General features: G+C 73.1%; 16 protein-coding genes. 7 read left to right on the top strand and 9 right to left on the bottom strand.

Features of this window, described 5'->3' with window-relative positions:
* Positions 1 to 71: 71 nt before the first annotated feature.
* Both BCD49_RS17975 and BCD49_RS17970 read left to right on the top strand, forming a co-directional pair.
* Entirely contained in the window at positions 72 to 1,292 is a 1,221-nt protein-coding gene (locus tag BCD49_RS17975; RefSeq protein ID WP_007516266.1) for a nicotinate-nucleotide--dimethylbenzimidazole phosphoribosyltransferase, read from the top strand.
* A gap of 10 nt (positions 1,293 to 1,302) precedes the next feature.
* Complete coding sequence (locus BCD49_RS17970) at positions 1,303 to 2,214, top strand: adenosylcobinamide-GDP ribazoletransferase (protein WP_007516265.1); 912 nt, start codon at positions 1,303 to 1,305, stop codon at positions 2,212 to 2,214.
* A gap of 54 nt (positions 2,215 to 2,268) precedes the next feature.
* Here BCD49_RS17970 and BCD49_RS17965 read toward each other — a convergent pair whose 3' ends face one another.
* Positions 2,269 to 3,813, bottom strand: coding sequence for a leucyl aminopeptidase (locus BCD49_RS17965; RefSeq protein ID WP_007516264.1), 1,545 nt, complete (start codon positions 3,811 to 3,813; stop codon positions 2,269 to 2,271).
* Positions 3,814 to 3,880: 67 nt separating this feature from the next.
* On the opposite strand from BCD49_RS17965, the gene gcvT reads away from it, so the two are divergent.
* The 3 genes from gcvT (at position 3,881) to sucB (ending at position 8,443) form a co-directional block, all read left to right on the top strand.
* Positions 3,881 to 5,023, top strand: a complete 1,143-nt coding sequence (gene gcvT, locus BCD49_RS17960) for a glycine cleavage system aminomethyltransferase GcvT (protein WP_007516263.1) — start codon at positions 3,881 to 3,883, stop codon at positions 5,021 to 5,023.
* A gap of 296 nt (positions 5,024 to 5,319) precedes the next feature.
* Positions 5,320 to 6,708 (top strand): dihydrolipoyl dehydrogenase, encoded by a 1,389-nt coding sequence (gene lpdA / locus BCD49_RS17955; RefSeq protein ID WP_007516262.1) that lies wholly within the window; start codon positions 5,320 to 5,322, stop codon positions 6,706 to 6,708.
* A gap of 286 nt (positions 6,709 to 6,994) precedes the next feature.
* Positions 6,995 to 8,443, top strand: a complete 1,449-nt coding sequence (gene sucB / locus BCD49_RS17950; protein WP_071041707.1) for a 2-oxoglutarate dehydrogenase, E2 component, dihydrolipoamide succinyltransferase — start codon at positions 6,995 to 6,997, stop codon at positions 8,441 to 8,443.
* 114 nt (positions 8,444 to 8,557) lie between these two features.
* On the opposite strand, the gene BCD49_RS17945 is transcribed toward sucB, so the two are convergent.
* The 8 genes from BCD49_RS17945 to BCD49_RS17910 all read right to left on the bottom strand — a co-directional run bounded on the left by BCD49_RS17945 (position 8,558) and on the right by BCD49_RS17910 (position 17,284).
* Positions 8,558 to 9,019: a hypothetical protein gene (locus tag BCD49_RS17945; protein ID WP_007516917.1), complete on the bottom strand. Its 462-nt coding sequence runs from the start codon at positions 9,017 to 9,019 to the stop codon at positions 8,558 to 8,560.
* Positions 9,020 to 9,026: 7 nt separating this feature from the next.
* Complete coding sequence (locus tag BCD49_RS17940) at positions 9,027 to 9,776, bottom strand: ABC transporter ATP-binding protein (protein WP_051467648.1); 750 nt, start codon at positions 9,774 to 9,776, stop codon at positions 9,027 to 9,029.
* A gap of 14 nt (positions 9,777 to 9,790) precedes the next feature.
* Entirely contained in the window at positions 9,791 to 10,534 is a 744-nt protein-coding gene (locus BCD49_RS17935) for an ABC transporter ATP-binding protein (protein ID WP_007516914.1), read from the bottom strand.
* Positions 10,521 to 12,857 carry a branched-chain amino acid ABC transporter permease gene (locus tag BCD49_RS17930; protein WP_071041706.1) on the bottom strand — a complete coding sequence of 779 codons (2,337 nt, stop codon included), beginning with the start codon at positions 12,855 to 12,857 and terminating at the stop codon, positions 10,521 to 10,523. Before BCD49_RS17930 ends, BCD49_RS17935 begins: the two co-directional genes overlap by 14 nt.
* A 179-nt stretch (positions 12,858 to 13,036) precedes the next feature.
* Positions 13,037 to 14,344 (bottom strand): ABC transporter substrate-binding protein, encoded by a 1,308-nt coding sequence (locus BCD49_RS17925; RefSeq protein WP_232794392.1) that lies wholly within the window; start codon positions 14,342 to 14,344, stop codon positions 13,037 to 13,039.
* A gap of 545 nt (positions 14,345 to 14,889) precedes the next feature.
* Positions 14,890 to 15,846, bottom strand: coding sequence for a lipoyl synthase (lipA, locus tag BCD49_RS17920; RefSeq protein WP_007516909.1), 957 nt, complete (start codon positions 15,844 to 15,846; stop codon positions 14,890 to 14,892).
* Positions 15,843 to 16,529: a lipoyl(octanoyl) transferase LipB gene (gene lipB, locus BCD49_RS17915; protein ID WP_027141335.1), complete on the bottom strand. Its 687-nt coding sequence runs from the start codon at positions 16,527 to 16,529 to the stop codon at positions 15,843 to 15,845. Before lipB ends, lipA begins: the two co-directional genes overlap by 4 nt.
* Positions 16,530 to 16,561: 32 nt before the next feature.
* Entirely contained in the window at positions 16,562 to 17,284 is a 723-nt protein-coding gene (locus BCD49_RS17910; RefSeq protein ID WP_007516905.1) for a peptidase E, read from the bottom strand.
* Between the two features lie 154 nt (positions 17,285 to 17,438).
* On the opposite strand from BCD49_RS17910, the gene BCD49_RS17905 reads away from it, so the two are divergent.
* Positions 17,439 to 19,463 (top strand): hypothetical protein, encoded by a 2,025-nt coding sequence (locus BCD49_RS17905; protein ID WP_071041705.1) that lies wholly within the window; start codon positions 17,439 to 17,441, stop codon positions 19,461 to 19,463.
* Positions 19,464 to 20,451: 988 nt separating this feature from the next.
* On the top strand, positions 20,452 to 21,057 hold a 606-nt coding region (locus tag BCD49_RS17900), incomplete at its 3' end, for a sigma-70 factor domain-containing protein (protein ID WP_274535048.1).

Genomic DNA, 21,057 nt, shown 5'->3' with positions numbered 1-21,057 from the left:
GTCGGCCCCGGCGTCTGGTCGGTCACGGGGGCGCGCGGTCCGAGGCGCGGGCAATCAGGTAGTAAGACCTCGTGGAGAATCCGCTGACCGACGCGACCGGGGCGTCCTCGGCCGGAGAGCCGACCGCCGAGGTGACGCCCGCTGCGGCGGCCAGCTGGGCGAGCGTCTCGGCCGGCATCGGCGACGTGCCCGAGCCGGACGCCGCCGCGGCCGCCGCCGAGCAGGCCGCCGCGCACCGCCGGGCACGCGCGCTCGGCCTGCCGCGGGGTTCGCTCGGCAAGCTCTCCGAGGTGGCCGTCTGGCTCGCCGCGGCCCAGGGCACCTCGCCGCCGCGGCCGATCACCCAGGCCCGCGCCATCCTGCTGGCCGCCGACCACGGCATCGCCGAGGCAGGCCTGTATCCCTGGCCGCCCGGCGCCACCGCCCGCAGGCTGGCCGCCGTCATCGCCGGCGCCTCGCCGCTCGCCGTCCTCGCCCGTCGCGCCGGCGTCGGCCTGCGCCTCGTCGACATCGCCGTCGGCGCGACGGTCGAAGGCGATGTCGACTGCGATGTCGACGGCGAAGGCGACGTGGGACCGGGTCGGCCGGACGACGGCGGCCACCGGGTGCGGGCTGGCAACGGGCGGATCGACCAGGACGACGCGCTGACCGTCGCCGAGGTGGACCAGGCGTTCGCCACCGGCCGGCTGCTCGCGGACGAGGAGGTCGACGCGGGCGCGGACCTGCTGATCCCGGGCGCGCTCGGCGTGGGGGCGGACACCGCCGCCGCGGTCGTCATCGCGGCGCTGCGCAGCCACGAGCCGATCGACGTGGTGGACCGCGGCGACGGCAGCGACGACGCGCGCTGGATGCTGCGTACCGCGGCGATCCGGGACGCGCTGCGCCGCACCCGCCCGTTCGCCGGCGACGCCCGTTCGGTGCTGCGGGTCGCCGGCGGCGCGGATCTCGCGGCCATCGCCGGCGTGCTCGTCCAGGCCGCCATCCGGCGCACCCCGGTCATCATCGACGGCCCGGCGGCCTGCGCGGCGGCGCTCGCGGCGGAGCGGATGGCCCCGGGCGCCCGCGCCTGGTGGCTGGTGGGCAGCGACTGTCCCGACCCGGCGGCACGGCACGCCGTCGAGGCGCTCGGCCTGTCCCCGCTGGTCGACCTGAGGATCCGCGCCGACGACGGGACCGGCGCGTTCGCCGCCGCCGCGCTGGTGGCGGCCGCGGTGGAGACCGCCGCCGACCTCGCCGCCGCCGTGGCGGCGGACGGCGGGGCCAGTGAGGCCGATGCGGCGGACATCACCTGATGGCCTGTTGATGAGCGCCCGCACGACGCTGGCCGTGCTCACCGCCGCGCCGGTGCGGCCGACCGAGTCGGTGAGCCGTACCGCGGCGAGCCGGTTGACGACGCTCGCTCCCCTGGGCGGCCTGGTGCTCGGCCTGGTCACGGCCGTGGTCGTCGTCTCCATCCGGTTGTGGGCGAGGCTGCCCGACGGGCAGCCCCAGTCGCTGCTGCCGGCCGCCGGCGGTCTGGCGCTGCTCGCCCTCGCCTCCGGGGCGCGTCACCTGGCCGGCCTCGCCGCGGTCGCGGACGCTCTCGCCACGGGCCAGGCCTGGCGTGGCGCGCCGGCTGGACCCACGGCGGCGGACAGCCGTGGCGGCGCCGTGGGCGCGGCCGGCCTGGCCGCGGTGCTGTTCGTCGTGCTGATCCAGGTCTGCGCGCTGAGCACCGCCATCCTTGCCCATCGCGGCACGGTCAGCATCCTCGTCGCCTGCCTGGCCAGCCGCCTGGCCGTCACCCTCGCCGGCGCCCGCCGGCCACATGGCCCACAGGCGTCGGCGGTGTCCGCCGCGGACGTCTCCGCCATGGATGTCTCCGCCTGGGCCGACGAGGCGCGGGCCGGCATGCCGGCGCCCTCCCGGCGGATCGTGGTGGGCCGGGTGTCGACGGCCGGCGCGGCGCTCGCGACGGCGCTGTCGTTCTCGCTGGCCGCCATCGCCGGCCGGCTCGACTACGACGGGGGCGACCCGAGCCGAGCGCTGCGCGCCGTCGTCGCCCTCGCGCTGGCCACCGCCGTCGGCCTGCTGCTGCGCCGGCTCCTGGGTCGCCGCCTCGGCGGTGCCCAGGAACCGGTCATCGGCGCCATCGTCGAGCTCACCGTCACCGTCGCCCTCGTCACGATGGCGCTCACCATCCCCGACCGCCTCCAGAACGCCCTCGGCGGCTGATCCCCCGTCCGTGCGTCCAGCCTTGGACGGGGTGCGCCGCGCGGCGCGCTCGCCCTAAGCGGAGGCGCGGTCCTCGGCCAGTTGGATGAGGGTGCGGGTGATGGCACCGGTGGCGGCCTTGGGAGTGTGGCCGTAGGGCTCGCCGCCGTTCCAGGACGGTCCGGCGATGTCCAGGTGAGCCCACGGGACGTCGGTGGGCACGAAGGTGGCCAGGAAGTGGCCGGCGACGAGCATGCCGCCGTCACGGCTGCCGTTCGCGGGCACGTTGGCGATGTCGGCGACCGTCGAGTCCAGGCCCTTGCGCAGCTCCGGCGGCAGCGGCATCGGCCAGACGGCCTCGCCGCTGGTCCGCGCCGCGGCGGCGACCGCCTCGACGGCGCCGTCCCTGCCGAGCAGGCCGGTGGTGCGCTGGCCGAGCGCGACGATCTGCGCGCCGGTGAGCGTCGCGACGTCGACGATCATCGCCGGCTTCTCCTCGGCCGCCCGCACCAGCGCGTCACCGAGAACCAGCCGGCCTTCGGCGTCGGTGTTGAGCACCTCGACCCGGGTGCCGCCGCGCAGCGTGAGCACGTCCGACGGCCGGATCGCCGTCCCGCTCGGCATGTTCTCCGCGCAGGCGAGCCAGCCGACCACCCGGGCGGGCAGCCGCAGCCTCGCGGCCGCGACGAGGGCCGCCAGCACGGACGCGGCGCCCGCCATGTCGGTCTTCATCCACTCCATCGACAGCGGCGGCTTGAGCGAGAGGCCGCCCGAGTCGAACGTGATGCCCTTGCCGACGAGCGCCAGCGCCACCGGGGCCGGCTCGGCACCGTCCGCGGCGCCCGCGCCCGGCCACTCCAGGCGCACCAGCCGGGGCGGGTTGGTGGAGCCCTGCCCGACGCCGAGCAGGCCGCCGTACCCGCCGTCCGCGAGCTCCCGCTCGTCCAGGACCTCGACGAGCAGGCCGGCCGTGGCCGCCTCCTGCTCGGCGATCTCGGCGAGCCGCGCCGGCGGCAGGTGCCCGGGCGGGGTGTTCACCAGGTCACGCACCAGCCGGACCGCGTCGGTCACCGTCACCGCGTGCTCGACCGCGGTGGAGATCGCCGGGTCCGCCTCGTCGACGAGCACGACGACCTCCTCGGCCGGAGCCGGGCGGCCCTTCGCCGACGTCGTCCGGAACACGTCGAAGCTGTACGCGCCGAGCAGCGCGCCCTCGGCGGCAGCCCGCACCGATTCGGGGGTGGCCGCGCCGCCCGCGAGCGCGAGCGTGGTCGCGATCCTGGCGGTGCCGGCGAGCGCCCGGGTCGCCGCCCCGCCCGCGCGCCGCAGCGCCTCGTGGTCGAGCTCCGCCGCCCCGCCGGCCGGCAGCGGACCGACCCCGACGGCGACGACGCTGCCCGCCTGGATCGCCCCGAGCGTCGCGAACCGGACGACATCGCCGGCCCGGCCGGTCGCGCCGACGTCGGCGAGCACCTTGGCCAGCCGGCCGCCGAGCGCCGCGTCAAGCTCGGCGGTGCCGCCAAGCGGTACCGGGCCGTCGTCGCCTGCGGCGGTACCGATCACCACCGCGTCCACGTCCAGGGTCTTGAGGGCTGCGGCGACGGCGGAGGCGGAGGTCATGCACAAAGCCTAGTGCGGACGGCCACCGACACGTCCTTCCCGACGACCGCCACTACGCTGCGGTGGCATGGCCGAGCATCCCGAGATCCCCGAGGTCCCCGAGACCCCCGACGGCGCCACGCTGCTGCGCACGCCGCTGTTCGAGCGGCACGTCGACGCTGGCGCCAAGCTCGCCTCGTTCGGCGGCTGGGAGATGCCGATCGAGTACAGCGGCGGCGGGGTGCTCGCCGAGCACAGGGCCGTCCGCGAGGCCGTCGGCGTGTTCGACGTGAGCCACCTCGGCAAGGCCAGGGTCACCGGCTCCGGCGCCGCCGCCTTCGTCAACGCCACCCTCACCAACGACCTCGGCCGTATCAGCCCGGGGCAGGCGCAGTACACGCTGTGCTGTGACGAGTCCGGTGGCGTCGTCGACGACCTGATCGCGTACCTCTACGGCGACGACGACGTCTTCCTGGTGCCGAACGCGGCGAACACCGCGGAGGTGGTGCGCCGGCTCGCCGCCGCCGCGCCGCCCGGGCTCGCCGTCACCGGCCTGCACGACGCCTACGGCGTGCTCGCCGTGCAGGGCCCCCGCGCGCCCGAGGTGCTCGCGGCCCTGGGCCTGCCGGCCGAGGGCGACTACATGTCGTTCCGCGACGCCGAGTGGAAGGGCCGGCCTGTCGTCGTGTGCCGCTCCGGCTACACCGGCGAACGCGGCTACGAGCTGCTGCCCCGCTGGGGCGACGCGGTCGAGCTGTGGGACGAGCTGCTCGCCGTCGCCGCTGGCCTCGGCGGGCGGGCCTGCGGCCTGGGCGCGCGGGACACGCTGCGCACCGAGATGGGCTATCCGCTGCACGGCCAGGACCTGTCGCTGTCGATCAGTCCGGTGCGGGCACGGTCCGGCTGGGCGGTCGGCTGGGGCAAGGAGGCGTTCTGGGGCCGGGAAGCGCTGCTCGCCGAGCGGGCCGCGGGGGCGACGCACCTGCTGTGGGGCCTGAAGGCCACCGACCGCGGGATTCCCCGGCCGCACATGCGCGTGCTCGACGCCGCCGGCGCCGATGTGGGCGAGGTCACCAGCGGCACGTTCTCGCCGACCCTGCGGGTCGGCATCGGCCTCGCGCTGCTCGACCGCTCCGTGCAGGAGGGTGACGAGGTCGGCGTGGACGTGCGCGGGCGGCGGTCGACGATGACGGTGGTGCGTCCGCCTTTCGTCCCGTCGTCGCCCAAGTAGGGGGCACGGCGGCCCGGCGTGCTGAGGCGCGCCGGGCGCCGGCGGCCGTGCCGTCCGACGGGGCATACGCGGCTCTCGCCGCTCGTTCCACAGCTGGTTGCCCGGACAACAGTTGCCGATCAGGGCGGCGTGACCCTTCGCACGGGCCGACATCATGCCCGACAGGCGGCCATGCCGTGAAAGACTGGGCAGCCGGGACCATCGGCGGTCCCGCACGGGTGGCAGGGCACGCGGATCACCATGATCGCGGCCCGCGCGGCCTTGCTGGCTACGAGTAACGAGAAGGGGCCCCTGGCGTGGCAGAATCTGCGGCCGGTCCCGTCGACCTTGTCATCCTCGGTGGCGGCAGCGGCGGATACGCCGCCGCGCTGCGCGCCGCCGAGCTCGGACTGAGCGTTGTCCTGGTCGAGAAGGACAAGCTCGGCGGCACGTGCCTCCACCGCGGGTGCATCCCGACGAAGGCACTGCTGCACTCGGCGGAGATCGTGGACAACATCCACGAGAGCGAGACCTTCGGCATCCTGTCGACCCTCAACGGTGTCGACATGGCCAAGGTCAACGCGTACAAGGAGTCGGTCGTCGGCGGCCTGTTCAAGGGCCTGACGGGACTCATCAAGGCACGAGGCATCGAGGTCGTCGCCGGCGAGGGCCGGCTGGTCTCCCCGACGGCGGTCGCCGTCGACGGCCGGGTCATCGAGGGCCGGCACGTGATCCTGGCCACGGGTTCCTACTCGCGGTCCCTTCCCGGCCTGGAGATCGACCACGAGAAGGTCATCGCCAGCGAGGACGCGCTGCGGCTGGACCGGGTGCCCAGCTCGGTCATCGTGCTCGGCGGCGGCGTGATCGGCTGCGAGTTCGCGTCGGTCTGGCGCTCCTACGGCGCCGACGTCACGATCGTCGAGGCCCTGCCGCATCTGGTGCCGCTGGAGGACGAGTCCAGCTCGAAGCTGCTGGAGCGGGGCTTCCGCCGCCGTGGCATCAAGTTCAAGCTCAAGACCCGGTTCGCCGGGGTGAAGACCACCGACCACGGCGTGACCGTGTCGCTGGAGGACGGCTCGACACTGGACGCCGAGCTGCTGCTCGTCGCGGTCGGCCGCGGCCCGGTCTCCGAGGGGCTCGGCTACGACGAGGTCGGCGTCGCGATCGAGCGGGGCTTCGTGCTCGTCGACCGCGACCTGCGGACCAACATCCCGACGATCTCGGCGATCGGCGACCTGCGTCCGGGCCTGCAGCTCGCGCACGTCGGCTTCGCCGAGGGCATCTTCGTCGCCGAGCAGCTCGCCGGGCTGAACCCGGTGCCGATCGACTACGACAACGTCCCCCGGGTCACGTACTCCTCCCCGGAGGTGGCCTCGGTCGGCGTGACGCTCGCGGTCGCGAAGGAGCGGTTCGGCGCGGACGCGGTCACCTCGGTGACCTACAACCTCGCGGGCAACGGGAAGTCCCAGATCCTGAAGACCGCCGGCGCGGTCACGGTCATCGCCGTCAAGGACGGGCCGGTGGTCGGCGTGCACATGGTCGGCGACCGGGTCGGCGAGCTGATCGCCGAGGCACAGCTGATCACGAACTGGGAGGCGTACCCGTCGGACGTCGCCCAGCTGATCCACCCACATCCGACCATGTCGGAGGCGCTCGGCGAGGCCCACCTCGCCCTGGCCGGCAAGCCGCTGCACCTGCACGACTGAACGGCCGGCGCCGGGCGCATCCCCGCTCACGCGGGACCCCGGCGCCCCGCCGCCGCACCGCAACCAGCCAGGCACGGCACCTGGCCTCGGCCAGTGCCGGCACGCGTCCCGCAGGCGTACCGCCGACCCGCGGACGCCCGCCCGGCGTCGCGGCACCATGCCGCCCGTCTGCCCGCCGACCACGGCCCTCCCCGGTCGGCGGCAGGCGAGCGGGGCGATGCCGAGACGCCGGCCGGGCGAAGGGGCGGCGGGCACCGTGCGGGCACCATGAAGGAGTCCCGCAGGCATGTCTGTATCCGTCACGATGCCCCGCCTGGGCGAGAGCGTGTCCGAGGGCACGGTCACCCGGTGGCTCAAGCAGGAGGGGGAGCGCGTCGAGGCCGACGAGCCCCTCCTCGAGGTCAGCACCGACAAGGTCGACACCGAGATCCCGGCGCCGGCCTCCGGCGTGCTCGCCTCGATCAAGGTCGCCGAGGACGAGACCGTCGAGGTCGGCGTCGAGCTCGCGGTGATCGAGGACGGCGCCGGCGGGGCCGCGGCTCCGGCCGCCCCCGCCGCCGCCGCCGCGCCCGAGCCGGCCCCGGCGGCAGCTCCCCCGCCCCCGCCGCCAGCGCCGACCCCTGCGCCCGCTCCCGCTCCCGCTCCGGCGCCGGCACCTGTCGCCGCCACCCCGCCACCGGCCCCGGCCGCGCCGCCGCCTGCTCCCGCCCCGGTGGCGGCCGTCCCGGCGCCCTCGTCCAACGGCGAGGCTCGCTACGTGACCCCGCTGGTGCGCAAGATGGCCGGCGAGCTGGGCGTCGACCTGGGCTCGGTCACCGGCTCAGGCCCCGGCGGTCGCATCAGCAAGCAGGACATCCTGGACGCCGCCCGATCGGCGGCACCCGCGCCGGCCGAGACGCCCGCGCCAGCCCCGGCGGCCGCGCCAGCTCCCAAGGTCGCCCCGGCCCCGGCTCCGGCCGCCACGGCGCCCGCCCCGGCCCGCCCGGCCGCCCCCGCGGCCCCGGTGCCGGCGCTGCGGGGCAAGACCGAGAAGCTGTCCCGGCTGCGCTCGGTCATCGCCCGCCGCATGGTGGAGTCGCTGCAGATCAGCGCCCAGCTGACCACGATCGTCGAGGTCGACGTCACGAAGATCGCCCGGCTGCGCGCGCAGGCGAAGGACGCGTTCCTCGCCCGCGAGGGCGTCAAGCTGTCGTTCCTGCCGTTCTTCGCGGTGGCCGCCTGCGAGGCGCTGCGCGCGCACCCAGTGCTCAACTCCAGCGTCGACACCGAGGCCGGCACGATCACCTACTACGACGTCGAGCACCTGGGCATCGCGGTGGACAGCGATCGCGGCCTGCTCGTGCCCGTGATCCACAATGCCGGTGACCTGAACCTCGCCGGGATGGCTCGCAAGATCGACGACCTGGCGAAGCGGACCCGGGCGAACCAGGTCTCTCCCGACGAGCTGGGCGGCGGCACCTTCACGCTGACCAACACCGGCAGCCGGGGCGCGCTGATCGACACGCCGATCATCAACCAGCCGCAGGTCGGCATCCTCGGCACCGGCGCCGTCGTCAAGCGCCCGGCCGTCATCGAGGACCCGAACCTCGGCGAGGTGATCGCCGTTCGCTCGACGGTGTACCTGTCGCTGACCTACGACCACCGGATCGTCGACGGCGCCGACGCCGCCCGCTTCCTCAACACGATCAAGGCCCGCCTGGAGGAGGGCGCCTTCGAGGGCGAGCTCGGCCACTAGCACCTCGCCAGACAGCCCGGGCCCTGCGCACCCTTCGGTGCGCAGGGCTCGCTGCTTCCTCCGCCGGAGGCACGCGGCTGGCGAACGTCTCGTGACCCGCCCGCGCCCCGCGCCTCAGCTGACGCTGGCGGCGACCGAGTCGCCGGAGGCCTTGTCCCGCCCGTCGGGCGGGACAGCGGTGACCGCGACCGGCGCCCCGGTGTCAGCCACCCCGGGCCCCGCCTCCGACCGGCGGGGCTGGAAGACGGCGACCACCTGGTCGATCTGGCTCTGCGACTCGTAGACCTGGCGCAGCAGCCAGAACCGCAGGAACCTCGCCAGCGAGGCGTAGAGGAACAGCGCCGCGCCGGCGCCGGCGACCGCGAGGAACGCGATGGCCAGGATGATGTCCGACTGGATGTCGCGGGGATCGTTCAGGTTGCGGGACGATGTGTACACCACGAGGTCGACGACGATGCCGACGACCATGAGGGCGATGCCGACGATCTGCAGGACGCCGTCCCGGCGACCGTCCCCGGTCCGCACCTTCAGCCTGGACACGTCGGCCTTGAACTGGTCGATCCGGCCTTGTTCCATCGTTGCCTCACGCTCCCAGGTACGAGGCGGGGAGAATTTCCTCCACCTCTGACGGTGCACCGACGTCGACGATCCGGCCATGGAGCATGAGGGCCACCTGGTCGGCGATGGGCAGAACGGTGCGGGCGAACTGCTCGACGATGAGAATCGACATGCCCTCCGCCGCCAGCCGGCCGACGATCTCGTAGAGCTCGCGGACGACCCGGGGGGCCAGCCCCATCGAGAGCTCGTCCAGCAGCAGGACCGCCGGGTTGGTCCCGAGCGCCCTGGTCAGCGCCAGCATCTGCTGCTGGCCGCCGGACAGCGTGCCGGCCAGCTGACCGCGGCGCTGGCCGAGAACCGGGAAACGGGCGTAGGCGACCTCCTCGAGGTCCGCCAGCGACGTGCCGGCCTGCGACATCATCCACAGATTCTCCCGGACCGTGAGGTTCGGGAAGATCCCGCGGCGCTCGGGGATCGTGCACACCCCGAGCCGCGCCAGCGCTTCGGCGGACGCTCCGGTGACGTCGCGGCCGGCGAGCCGCAGCTGTCCGCTCGCCGGCCGGAGCAGCCCGCAACAGACGCTCAGCGTGGTGGTCTTGCCAGCGCCGTTCGGCCCGAGCAGGGCGACCACGGAGCCGGCGGCCACCGCGAGGTCCACCCCGTGCAGGACCTCGATCGGGCCGTACCCGGCGCGGACCCCGGTCAGCTCCAGCAGCGGCGGCGCGCCACCCGCGCCCGCCCCGAGCCCGGCCCCCGCCGCCTCCGCCTCCGGCAGGACATCCGTCCCGCTCACGCGGCGTCCTCCTCGGCCGAACCCAGGTAGGCGTCGATGACGACCGGGTCGACGCGGACCACCTCCGGCGGCCCTGAGGCGATGACCTTCCCGTAGTCCAGCACGTAGATCATCGAACACACGTCCATCACCAGGCCGACGTCGTGCTCGACGAGGCAGATGGCGATGCCGTCCTCCTGGGCGAGCCGGCGCAGGAGACGCCCGAACGCGTCGGTCTCCTGCTCGGTCTGGCCGGAGGCGGGCTCGTCCAGCAGCAGCACCCCCGGCCCGGTCATCAGCGCGCGGCCGAGCTCGACCAGGCGCGCCTGGCCCGTGGGCAGCTCGGCCACGTCCCGGTCGGCGACGCTGGTCAGACCGACGAGGTCGAGGACCCGGCCGGTCTCCCTGTCGACGTCGATGCGCCCGCCGCGCCGCCACGTGTTGCGTATCTGGCCGGCGACCCGGACGTTGTCCCGGACGGACAGCGACACGAACGGTTCGAGGCGCTGGAAGGTGCGGGCGAGGCCGCGGTGCGCCCGCCTGTAGGGCGCCACGTCGGTCACGTCGGCGCCGTCGACGAGCACCCGCCCGTGGGTGGGGGCGAGCAGCCCGGTGACGACGTTGAACAGGGTGGTCTTGCCGGCTCCGTTCGGGCCGATGAGGCCGGTCACCCGGCCTGGCTCGACGGAGATCGAGACGTCGTCCAGGGCGATGTTGCCGCCGAACCGGACCGTGATGGCGTCCGTCTCAAGCAAGGCCATGACGGGCCTCCCCTACTGCTTCGGGCGAACGGGTGGGCTCGAGTCGCGCGGCCGGCACGGCCCGCACGACCGGCGTCCCGGGCAGCCCAAGGGTGCGGTCCAGCAGCGCGAGATGCTCGGGTGTGAAGGGGACGTCCACGCCGACGAGCTCCAGCGGCGCCTCGCCCGAACCGGCGGTGGACGGCCCGGCCACCCTGGCCCGCGCGGCGGGGACCAACCGGTCGGTCACCAGCGGCGTGATCCGTGGCCAGATCCCCCACAGCAGGACGCTCAGCGCGACGAGCCACCAGTTGCTGGTCGTGTCGGTGTACGCCAGCAGGTAGATGGCTGCCTGCAGCGCCAGCCCGGCGCCGAGCATGACGCGGGCACGTCTGAAGACCGCGAAGGTCTCGATGATGTCGTTGACGAAGCCGGTCGGACTGCGGGACAGGCTGATGCCGATCAGCGCCGGCAGCACGGTCGAGAACTGGCTCAGGAACGAGAACAGGTCGTGCAGGGAGCTGTGGTCCGTGYCGACCTTGTCGAACACGTTCTGCAGGGCCACGAAGCCGACGCCGGCAAGGAGGCCACCGGCGAGCGCCCMGCTGACGTATCCGATGCCCGCGACGACCACGGTCATGACCAGCCCGAGGCTGACGAAGATGGTGAACCGGTCGGGGTTGACGGATACCAGCGCCGACGACATCAGGGCGCCGCCAAGGCCCGCGATCGCGGCCGAGAGCATGAAGACCGAGAGCTTGAGGCGGACGGGGTTCTGCCCCAGCGTGGCGCAGGCCGCCGGGCTGTCCTTCAGCGCCACCAGGCGGTGCCCATAGCCGCTGCGCCGTAGCGCGACCATGAGCACGCCGAGCACCGCGAACAGGATGGTGACGACCATCAGGAACGTCCCGCCGTTGGCCAGGTCGATCACGCCCAGTCTCGGGCGCGGGACGTTGAGGGTCCCGTTCGGGAAGATCGAGAACTTGAGGTGCAGCAGCGGCAGCACTCGGGGGACCGTGTCCGCGACGACCATCGTCGAGACGAACACACCGAAGGCCATCGTGGCCAGGGCCAGGTAGAGCCCGCGCAGGCGCAGCGCTGGCAGCGCGACGAGCGCGCCGACCACCGTGCACACCACGGCCGCGAGCAGCAGGCCCCAGACCGTCATCCGGGTGTCCGGCCCGCTGCCGGTGATGCCGTAGTGATAAGCGATGATCGTTCCGATGGCGCCGAAGGACACCGGGGCCAGGTTGATCTCCCCCGCGTATCCGGTCAGCGGGACCAGCGACAGCGCGATGATCGCGAAGGTCATACCGGTGACCATCGTGTTGACGACGGTCGGAGCCATGATCGCCTTGAGAAGGAACATGCCGACGACCAGGACCACCGCCCAGATCAGGGCCATCCGCATGGTCGGGACCCGGAACCGTTCCCGTGCCCTGGTGATCGTCCCGCCGCGCAGCCGATCCTGCGGCAGCCAGAGGAGCACGACGAAGAGCAGGATCATCGGCAGCGAGATGCGGAAGTTCGACGTCCACGTCCATCGCTGGCTCGGGAAGTACGCCAGCACGTAGTTGTTCGCCAGACCCAGCACCACGGCGCCGAGGAAGGTCAGCGGCACGCTGCGCAGCCGGCCGAAGACGGCGGCGGCGAAGGCGTCGATGACCAGCAGGGTGAGCGCGTTCGGGTCGAGCGAGCCGCCCAGGATCGGTGTGATCAGGATGCCGGCGAGCGCCGCGAGCATGGCGCCAAGCGCCCAGGACATCGTCGCCAGGCGCTCCGGGCGGCCCCCGGTCAGCTGCAGCAGCGGCGGGTCGTCGACGACGGCGCGCATGCCGACGCCCGTGCGGGTCCGGTAGAAGAAGAAGCGCAGTCCCACCGCGATCATCACGGCCGCGGCGAGCGCGAGTAGCTCGTGGTAGGTGATGTGGCTGCCGGCGATGTCGACCTGGTGGGTGGGGCCGAAGAAGTAGTCGAACCGTCGAGGGACGGTCGGGTCCCAGATCCAGTTCGCCAGGGCGAGCGAGCCGACGGTCAGTGCGACCGTCACCGTGATCCTCGTGATCTCCGTCGTATCCCGCAGACCCCGCATGATCGACAGATGGAGCAACGCGCCAAGTGCCGGCGCGAACACGCCAAGGACGGCGACGAGCGCCAGCGGGGCCGGCCAGTTCCAGCCGAACCGGACCTGCCAGTAGACAAATGCCGACAGCATCGCGATCGAGCCGTGACCGAAGTTGAAGATGCCGGACGTGGTGCATGTCAGGACCAGGCCCGAGGCGGCGATTCCATAGATACCGCCCAGCACCAGGCCGAGGATCGTGTACTGCAGAAACTGGTCCACTCCTGAACCAACCCGTCTCGAGTGACCGTTTTTTGTCGACTGGCCCACCGCCCGCGGGGCAGGGCGGGCGGGGACCACTCGGGGACAGCCGCCGCGGACGCAGCCATGGCCAGAGGGGGGCGCGAAGATGGCCAGGCCTTGCGCCCCCGGAGGCCCTCAGACAGYCCTCAGGTCTGCGGCTAGCTCTGCGGCTTGATGGCCTTGTCGGTCAGGTAGTTCAGGGCGATCCGGTCGGAGTTGAGCTTCACGGTCACGAAGTCGGCCGGCAGTTTCACGGTGTAGCTCGGGGAGCAGTCGAAGGTCCCGGTCTTCTGCGGGTACACCTGGACGTACTTCGTGCCCTGCAGCCGCAGCAGCATGCCGCAGGTCGGGCCATGGTTCCCGCCCGGGTCGGTCGCCGCGTGCATGCCACCGCCGGTCCAGTCGTGGATCTTCGAGAGCTCGTTGACCATGCACTGCCTGGTGAGCGTCGACCCGCACTTCTTCGCCGCGGTCGCCCACAGCAGGAAGGACGAGGTCGCCTGCATCCCCAGCTGGCTGACGTCACCGCCGTCAGCCCTGACGACGTCGATGTACTTCTTGACCGCCGGGAACTGGTCGGCCTGCTCCATCGGGATGTAGGCCGTACGGACGAAGACGTTGTCGGCCAGGCCGTTGGAGTTGAAGTCGGCGAAACCCTTGACGTAGTTGTTGGTCTCGGTGATCCAGAGCGGGTGGAAACCGACCTGGTTGGCGGCCTGCAGGGCGTTGTACAGCTGCGGTCCGGCGGAAAGGTTGAACCAGACGACCTCCGCCCCGCAGTCCTTCAGCTTCTGCATGAACGGCTTGTAGTCCGGCTCGCCGAAGTAGTTGACCGTCTGCGTGCAGGGCAGCCAGTTCCAGCCGAACTGCTGGGCGGTCACGACCCCACGCCTGTTCGAGTAGTTCTCGGTCGCGAGCGTCGTGGTGTACTGGGCAGCCTTCCGGACCTTGTCCGGGTAGAGCTTGGCGAACTGGGAGAAGAACGCCCCGACCGTCTCGTCGGCCGGGTTCGGCACGGCCTCGAACTGCATGGGACCGTTGGCGAACTCCGGGCTCACCGAGTAGGTCTCGACCGACACGAGGTTGCAGTTGACCCGGGTCTGCTCACCAGTGGAGTCGAGCGCCCACCCCTGGCCGACGAGCATGAACGCCGAGGCGCACGCCTCGGTCATCACGTTGTTGGTCTCGGTGATCTTGGCGTCGTAGAACTTGCCCACGATCTCGCGGCCGTTGATCCCGCCCTGCTCGTTGCACCAGCCGATCATCGCCTTGACGGCGTCACCGACCTCGTGGGACAGGCCGGGGCTGCCGGTGAAGCCACGGTCGTCGCCGTAGGCGATGTTGATGGCGGTGTCGGTGACACCCTGGTCCGTCGCGCCCTTCGCGGCTCCCGGACCGCACGGGCTCGGCAGGTCGCCGAAGGTCTGGGACGCCGGCGCGGCGCTGCCCGAGGCGGCGGCGGACACGCCGCCGCTCCCCTCGGGATTCGCGCCGCGGTTGCCTGAGGCGCAGGCAGCGGCCAGGACGGCCGACACGACCAAGACGCCGAGACATCGCAAGCGGGGTAATCGGGACGATCTCTCCATGGCACGTCCTTCACGAGGGGAACACCGTTACGCCACGCGGCCGACCCTCGCGGACAACCCAACGATGCCGAGGTGGCGGCCCCACCGGAGCCCACGTCGCCTGCCCCGGTGGACGGGAACCGTACCCATGGCAAATCTGATGGTCAATCAGGAACCGCACCGACACGTGGACCGCGGACCCGGCTCGTCAACGCGCAAACTCCGCACGAAACCCGATATTGATCATCTGACACACCGTCAGGTATGGTYCGCGCCCTCGCCCTCGCCCGGCAACTCCCGACTCCGGCAGCCGTCGGGGACCTGGTGTGCTCGTCGGGGTCAGGGCTCCGACGAGCCCACCAGGTCACGACCCGAGCCGCGGTCCTGGGGAGATCTTCAGTAGCGGCTGGCCGGTCGGCGGTGGGCCGTCCCGGCCGGCGTCCGGATCAGGAGGTGGGGGCCATCGTGGCCGGGGACTGGCCACGGGCCGCTATCGCCTGCTGGTAGAGGCGGCCGGCGCGGTAGGACGACCGGACGAGCGGGCCGGCGAGCACCCCGGCGAAGCCCATCTGTTCGCCGCGCTCCGCCCATGCCACGAACTCCTCCGGCCTGACCCAGCGCTCCACCGGGTGGTGACGCGGAGTGGGCCGCAGGTACTGGGTGACGGTCAGCAGGTCGCAGCCGGCGGCGACCAGGTCGGCCATCGCCGTCTCGACCTCGTCGTCGGTCTCGCCAAGCCCGAGGATCAGGTTCGACTTCGTCACCAGCCCCGCCGCGCGGGCGGCGGTGATGACCTCCAGCGAGCGCTCGTAGCGGAACGCCGGGCGGATCCGCTTGAAGATCCGGGGAACGGTCTCGACGTTGTGCGCCAGCACCTCGGGGGCGGCGCCGAACACCTCGGCCAGTTGCTCGGGACGGCCGCCGAAGTCGGGGATGAGCACCTCGACCCCGGTACCGGGCGACATCTCGTGCACGGCGCGGACCGTCTCCGCGTACAGCCAGGAGCCGCCGTCGGGCAGATCGTCGCGGGCGACACCGGTGATGGTCGCGTAGCGCAGGCCCATCGTGCGCACCGACTCGGCCACCCGGCGCGGCTCGTCCCGGTCGAGCGGGGTGGGCCGGCCGGAGTCGATCTGGCAGAAGTCGCACCGGCGGGTGCACACATCCCCGCCGATGAGGAACGTCGCCTCCCGGTCCTCCCAGCACTCGTAGATGTTGGGGCAGCCGGCCTCCTCGCACACCGTGTGCAGGCCTTCGGCACGGACCAGGTTCTTGATGTCGCTGTACTCCGGGCCGGTGCGCAGCCGGGTGCGGATCCACGGCGGCTTGCGCTCGATCGGCGTCGCCGCGTTGCGCGCCTCCAGCCGCAGCAGCGGACGCCCCTCCGGCGCGACCGCACTCATGCGGACACCCCCGCCGGGGACTCGCTCGCCACCAGGACCGCGCCGTCCCCTTCGGAAGGGCGGCCGCCGGTGAGGAAATGACCGAGGTGGTGGAGCACGTGCCGCTCGACGACCGGCCGGGCCTCGGCGACCGTGACGGTCCGGCCCAGCTCCGCGGTGAGGCTGCCCGCGCTCGCGTCGGTGATCCCGCAGGCGACGATCCGGTCGAAGACACGCAGGTCGGGGCAGCAGTTCAGTGCGATGCCGTGGTACGTCACGCCCTTGCGGACCCGGATGCCGATGGCGCCGAGCTTTCGCTGGTCGTCCATCGTCCAGACGCCCGAGCGCCCCTCGACCCGGTGGGTCGGCACGCCGAACTCGGCGCACACGGCGATCATCGCGTCCTCCAGAGCCCTGACGTAGGCGACCACGTCGAGCGGCCGGGGCAGCGCTACGATCGGGTAGCCGACCAGCTGGCCTGGCCCGTGCCAGGTGATCTTGCCGCCGCGATCGACGTCGACGACCTCGGTGTCGTCCTCGGGACGCTCCCAGGCCTCGGTGCGCCGGCCGGCGGTGTAGACGTCCGGATGCTCCAGCAGGATCAGCGTGTCCGGCGCGTCCCCCGCGGCCCGTCTCGCCGCCAGGTCACGCTGCAGATCCCACGCCTCGACATACGGCACAACGGACAACCGCACGACATCCACCCGTCCGAGCCTACGCCGGCCGCGGCACTCGCTCAGTCAGACAGCAGCCGGGGTTCGACGGCCGTCTCGACGACCGCGCCGTCCTCGCCGAGCTGGACCCGCCAGGCCTTCGCGTTCGGYCGGTCGGCGACCGCCTCGACCAGCTCGATGCCGCGGAAATGCAGGCCGACCCCGTCGTCGGTGGCCCAGCCTGCGGGCAGCACGCCGTCGCCGACGAGCTTCTGGTAGAGCGGGCGGCGGGCGGCCTCGGAGTCGTAGTGCGGGGTGTTGCTGAACGGCAGCAGCGCGAGGCCGTTCGTCACCGGCCGCAGGTCGGGGCCGAAGGAGTCGGTAGTGCCGCCGACGTGCCAGCACAGCGAGCCGGCGGACACCCCGGCGAGCACCACCCCGGCCCGCCACGCCTCGGCGAGGATCTCCGGCAGCCCGTGCGTGCGCCATACCGCGAGCAGGTTCGCGACGCTTCCGCCGCCGACCCAGATGACGTCCTGACCGAGCAGGTGCGCGCGGACGTCGTCCACATTCGGCATCGGGAACAGCGCCAAGTGGCTGGCCCGCACGTCCGGTCGGTCGCGCGACATCGCCGCGTACCAGCGGGCATAGGCCGCCGAGTCGTCGCCGAGCGCGGTCTCCAGCAGGCACACCCGGGGCCGGTCGCCGGCGTCCGACAGCGCGATCGCGTGCTGGATCAGCGGGCCGATCCGGGCCCCGTAGCGGCCGTCCGGGCGGTAGCCGCCGCTCGTCGCGAGGATGTTCACCGCTGCGCTCCAGTCTGAGGACGGGTCCTGGGGGCGGGTCCGGCCCTCGCACCAACCTATCCGCGGGGTCCCGTGAATCCTCGCGCCAAGAAGTTATCCACAACTTGCGCAGAACCCAGGACACCGCCTTCCCAATCGGCCAGCGTCGCCGTTTGTGACGTCGACGCACGGTTATGGGACGGACCCTCCCCCGCCCGGCGGCCCGGACGAGCTGGGGCCGCCGCGCGAGGTCGAGACGCCCGCGCCGCCGGCGGTGCCCGGAGTGACGCTCGGCGGATGGCCGGGTGACGCGGGTGTGGGCGAGGTCTGGGCCGCGATGCTCGACGACGACGCCACGCCGTGTGTGGTGCGGCTGGTCCGGCTGCCGGCCGACCCGGTCCGGCGCGGCCAGGCTGCCACTGCCGGGCAGYGGCTCACCCAGCTGCGCCATCCCCACCTGGTGCCGGTGCTCGCGGTGGAGGAGGTCGACGACGGGCTCGCGGTGGTGACGGCCCAGGTGCCCGAGGCGGTGAGCCTGCGCAGGTTGCTCGGCGCGCGGGGACGGCTGGATCCTGGCGAGGTCGTCACGGTCGGTCTGCCGGCCGCGCAGGCGCTGGCGGCCGCGCATGCCGCCGGCCTCGCGCACGGCACGCTCACGCCGGCCGACATCCTGCTGGAGCCGAACGGCCGGCCCCAGCTCGCCGGGATCGGCGTCGCGGCGCTGCGCGCCCTCGCGGCCGGCGGGCCGGCGCCGACGACGGCGGCCGACGTGTTCGACCTCGCCGACCTGCTGCTCGACACGATGGCGCGGGCGACCGGCCCGGACGCCGCCGCGGTCGCGGTCGCCGTGGCGACCGCCCTGGTACCGGACCCGACCAGGCGGCCCACAGCGGCGGAGCTGGCCTCGGCGCTCGCGCACAGCGCCCGCCCCGCCCCCGTCCAGATGATCACTCCGCCACCGCCGGTACCGCCGCCCGGCGAGGAGCTGCCGGCCTCGGACGGCGCCGACATCCTGGCCACGGGCGACGACCGGGCCTCGGCCACCGGGCCCGAGACGACCGGCCCGGCCCCAGGCCCGGCACGCACCGCACCTGGCGAGGACGACGACGAGGACGAGGAGGACGACGGGTACGACCTGTACGACGCCGGCGCCGCCCGCGAGACGCGCGCCGGCGGCGCCCGTGCGGACGATGACCATGACGACGATGACCATGACGATGGTGGCTACGCCGACGGCGGCTATGACGACAGTGGCTATGACGACGACGTCGTCGACGCCGTCTTCGTCGACACACCCGTCGTGGACGACCTGCCCGTCGCAGACGTCGGGCCGAGGGCGGGCAGCACGGTCGTCGAGGGGGCCGTCGTCGACCCGGAGGTCGACGTCCTGCCGATGCTGCCCCGGCCGGAACCACCAGACCTCCGCCGCCCCGGACCTCCCGCGGCGGGGCACCAGGACGTCCGGCCGGGCGCTCGGATGGGGGGCGCCCGGCCGGACGGACGCGCCAGCACCACGCCGGGCCGGGCCGGGCGGGGGCCCGGAAGCGGCAGGGGGCGCGCCCACACCGCACGGCTGGGCAGCCGGGAGGCGCGCGGGCGTGGGCGGATGTCCCGCCCGTTGCTCGTGCTCACGGGGATCGTCGGCCTCATCGCGGTCGCCGTCGCCGCGGTGCTGCTGAGCACCGCGGGCGGTGACACGCACGACGAGGTGGGTGCCCCGGTTCCCGGGACGGCTACTCCCCGAGCTGGAGTCTCGGCCAGCGGGAGCACGCCCAGGCCGTCGGCGGCCACGCCCGCGACGGCGAGCCAGCCACCGGAGAAGGCCTGGGAGACGGTGCTCGCCGGCCTGGACGCGGCCAGGGGCCGCGCGTTCGAGCAGGTCGACGAATCCGCGCTGGCGAACGTCTACGAGGCCGGCAGCGCCATCTACGCCGCCGATCTTGCCCTGCTGCGGCAGGTCGCCAGCGGGGGCGGGCATGTCTCCGGGCTGTCGCTGCGTGTCCGGGACCTGCAGATCCGGGAACAGACCCAGGACCGGGTGGTGCTACGAGTCACCGAGCAACAGGGCGCCTACGAGATCCTGGACGCGAGCGGCAAGGTGCTCGTGAACAAGGAGCAGGCCGCCCCCGAGCGCCGTGACGTCACCCTGGTCCGCACCGCGGGAGGCTGGCGCATCTCCCAGCGGGTGGCCRCCTCCTGACGACCAGCGCGACAACCGGCGCGGGCCGGTAGGCGTCTTTCACCGCGGCGGGGTGTCCGCGGGGCCATGGGCGCGGAACGTCGACCATCTCGGAGTGGTTCGAGAGGTTCGAGAGGTTCGCGACCAGGCGCCGAGCTGCCGAGTGCCGGGTGTTCCGGTGCGCCACACCCCGATCAGCCGGTCGATAGGGAAGATGGCGGTTGTGGTGGTGGAGCCGAGATCGTGCGACCATGGCTGCGCTCCCGTAACGATCACGCCGCCGTCGGGGTTTGGCCTGGCCGGCCCTGGTGACGCCGGGAGGCGAGGAGATGGGCGCTATGGGCGAGTCCGGCCAGGTAGGGCGGGGGGTCCTTGTGCTGTCGACTCCGCGTGCYGCCCGGCCGCCCGCCGTCCAGGTGCGAAAGTATGCCGGTCAGCCATGCCGACCCGCGCGGATCGGAGCGAGCCGAAGCGTGACATCCGGGAACCCGGGCTGTTCCGCCCGCCGCCGGGAGTTCCATGGGACCAACTCATGGTCAGCGGCCCCACCCGGCCGTTTACCAGGCATAGTTGGTCGGACACCGAGCATGAGACCGGGCGAACGCCTCCCTGGCCGATCCGCGCCGCGCATCGGCGGGAACCCCACCACCAGGCGTTCGCAGGTCGCTCCCCAACGACGGAGCCGAGAGGGAACCACCTCGTCGAACCGGGCTGGCGCCTCGCTACCCACATACCGCGAGTTGTGTCGTATCCTTGGGGGCGAAACTTGGCCACTATACTACATCACCGTAGTTCGGTCAATACATTGGATGCCTAGCAGCGGTGAGCCCGACAACAGTCCGGCGCGACGAAGCGACCGGATCGGGCGGGGCCGACCGGCCAGAGGAGGTGCGATCTTGAAAATCGAGCGCGCATCTCCCGGTCTCGGTCGCTCTGGCGATTACTGTAGGTCGGTCGATCACGCCAGATCGGTCCATCATCGTCATTCCGGCAACAGGATTCGGGAGGGGTGGCGTTGACACAGCCCGCGACTCAGCCTGTCACGCAGTCTTCGGGGCAGCCGTCAGCGCAGGAGCCCGGCGCCGAGGGCGCGRGGCAGCCGGCGGCGCAGGCCCCTCGGCAGGCCACGAAAGGCCCGTCACGCCGGCCGGCCGCCCCAGGCGGCGCGTCTCGTCGCAAGGCCGACGCCGACAAGACGCCGGCGCCGGCCGAGGCGACACCGGCCCCGCGCGCGGCGGGCGGTGATGACGAGGACGAGGAGGACGCCGAGTTCGACGCGTCCGCCGAGGCCGAGGAGCCCGACGAGCAGGAGGCCAGCAAGATGCCGGCCGCGGCGTCGGCCGCCGACCGGATGTCGCACGACAGTGTCCGCCAGTACCTCTCCCAGATCGGCCGAGTCCGGCTGCTGACGGCCGAGGAGGAGGTCGACCTCGCCAAGCGGGTCGAGGCCGGCCTGTTCGCCGCCGAGAAGCTCGCTGCCGACACCGGCCTGGCAGTCCGGCTGCGCGCGGACCTGACCTGGGTCGAGCGGGACGGCGAGGTCGCCAAGAGCCGGCTGGTCGAGGCGAACCTGCGGCTGGTGGTCTCCATCGCCCGCCGCTACGTCGGCCGGGGG

Origin of the sequence: Pseudofrankia sp. EUN1h, from assembly GCF_001854645.1 — a bacterium.
In the GTDB taxonomy this organism is placed as follows: domain Bacteria; phylum Actinomycetota; class Actinomycetes; order Frankiales; family Frankiaceae; genus Pseudofrankia; species Pseudofrankia saprophytica.
This window is presented reverse-complemented; position numbering and strand designations above follow the sequence as displayed.

Bases quoted from the DNA above. Each gene is read 5' to 3' on its own strand.
- gcvT (WP_007516263.1), top strand. From the start codon at position 3,881: ATGGCCGAGCATCCCGAGATCCCCGAGGTCCCCGAGACCCCCGACGGC.
- lipA (WP_007516909.1), bottom strand. From the start codon at position 15,846: ATGAGTGCGGTCGCGCCGGAGGGGCGTCCGCTGCTGCGGCTGGAGGCG.
- BCD49_RS17965 (WP_007516264.1), bottom strand. From the start codon at position 3,813: ATGACCTCCGCCTCCGCCGTCGCCGCAGCCCTCAAGACCCTGGACGTG.
- BCD49_RS17945 (WP_007516917.1), bottom strand. From the start codon at position 9,019: ATGGAACAAGGCCGGATCGACCAGTTCAAGGCCGACGTGTCCAGGCTG.
- sucB (WP_071041707.1), top strand. From the start codon at position 6,995: ATGTCTGTATCCGTCACGATGCCCCGCCTGGGCGAGAGCGTGTCCGAG.
- BCD49_RS17970 (WP_007516265.1), top strand. From the start codon at position 1,303: ATGAGCGCCCGCACGACGCTGGCCGTGCTCACCGCCGCGCCGGTGCGG.
- BCD49_RS17935 (WP_007516914.1), bottom strand. From the start codon at position 10,534: ATGGCCTTGCTTGAGACGGACGCCATCACGGTCCGGTTCGGCGGCAAC.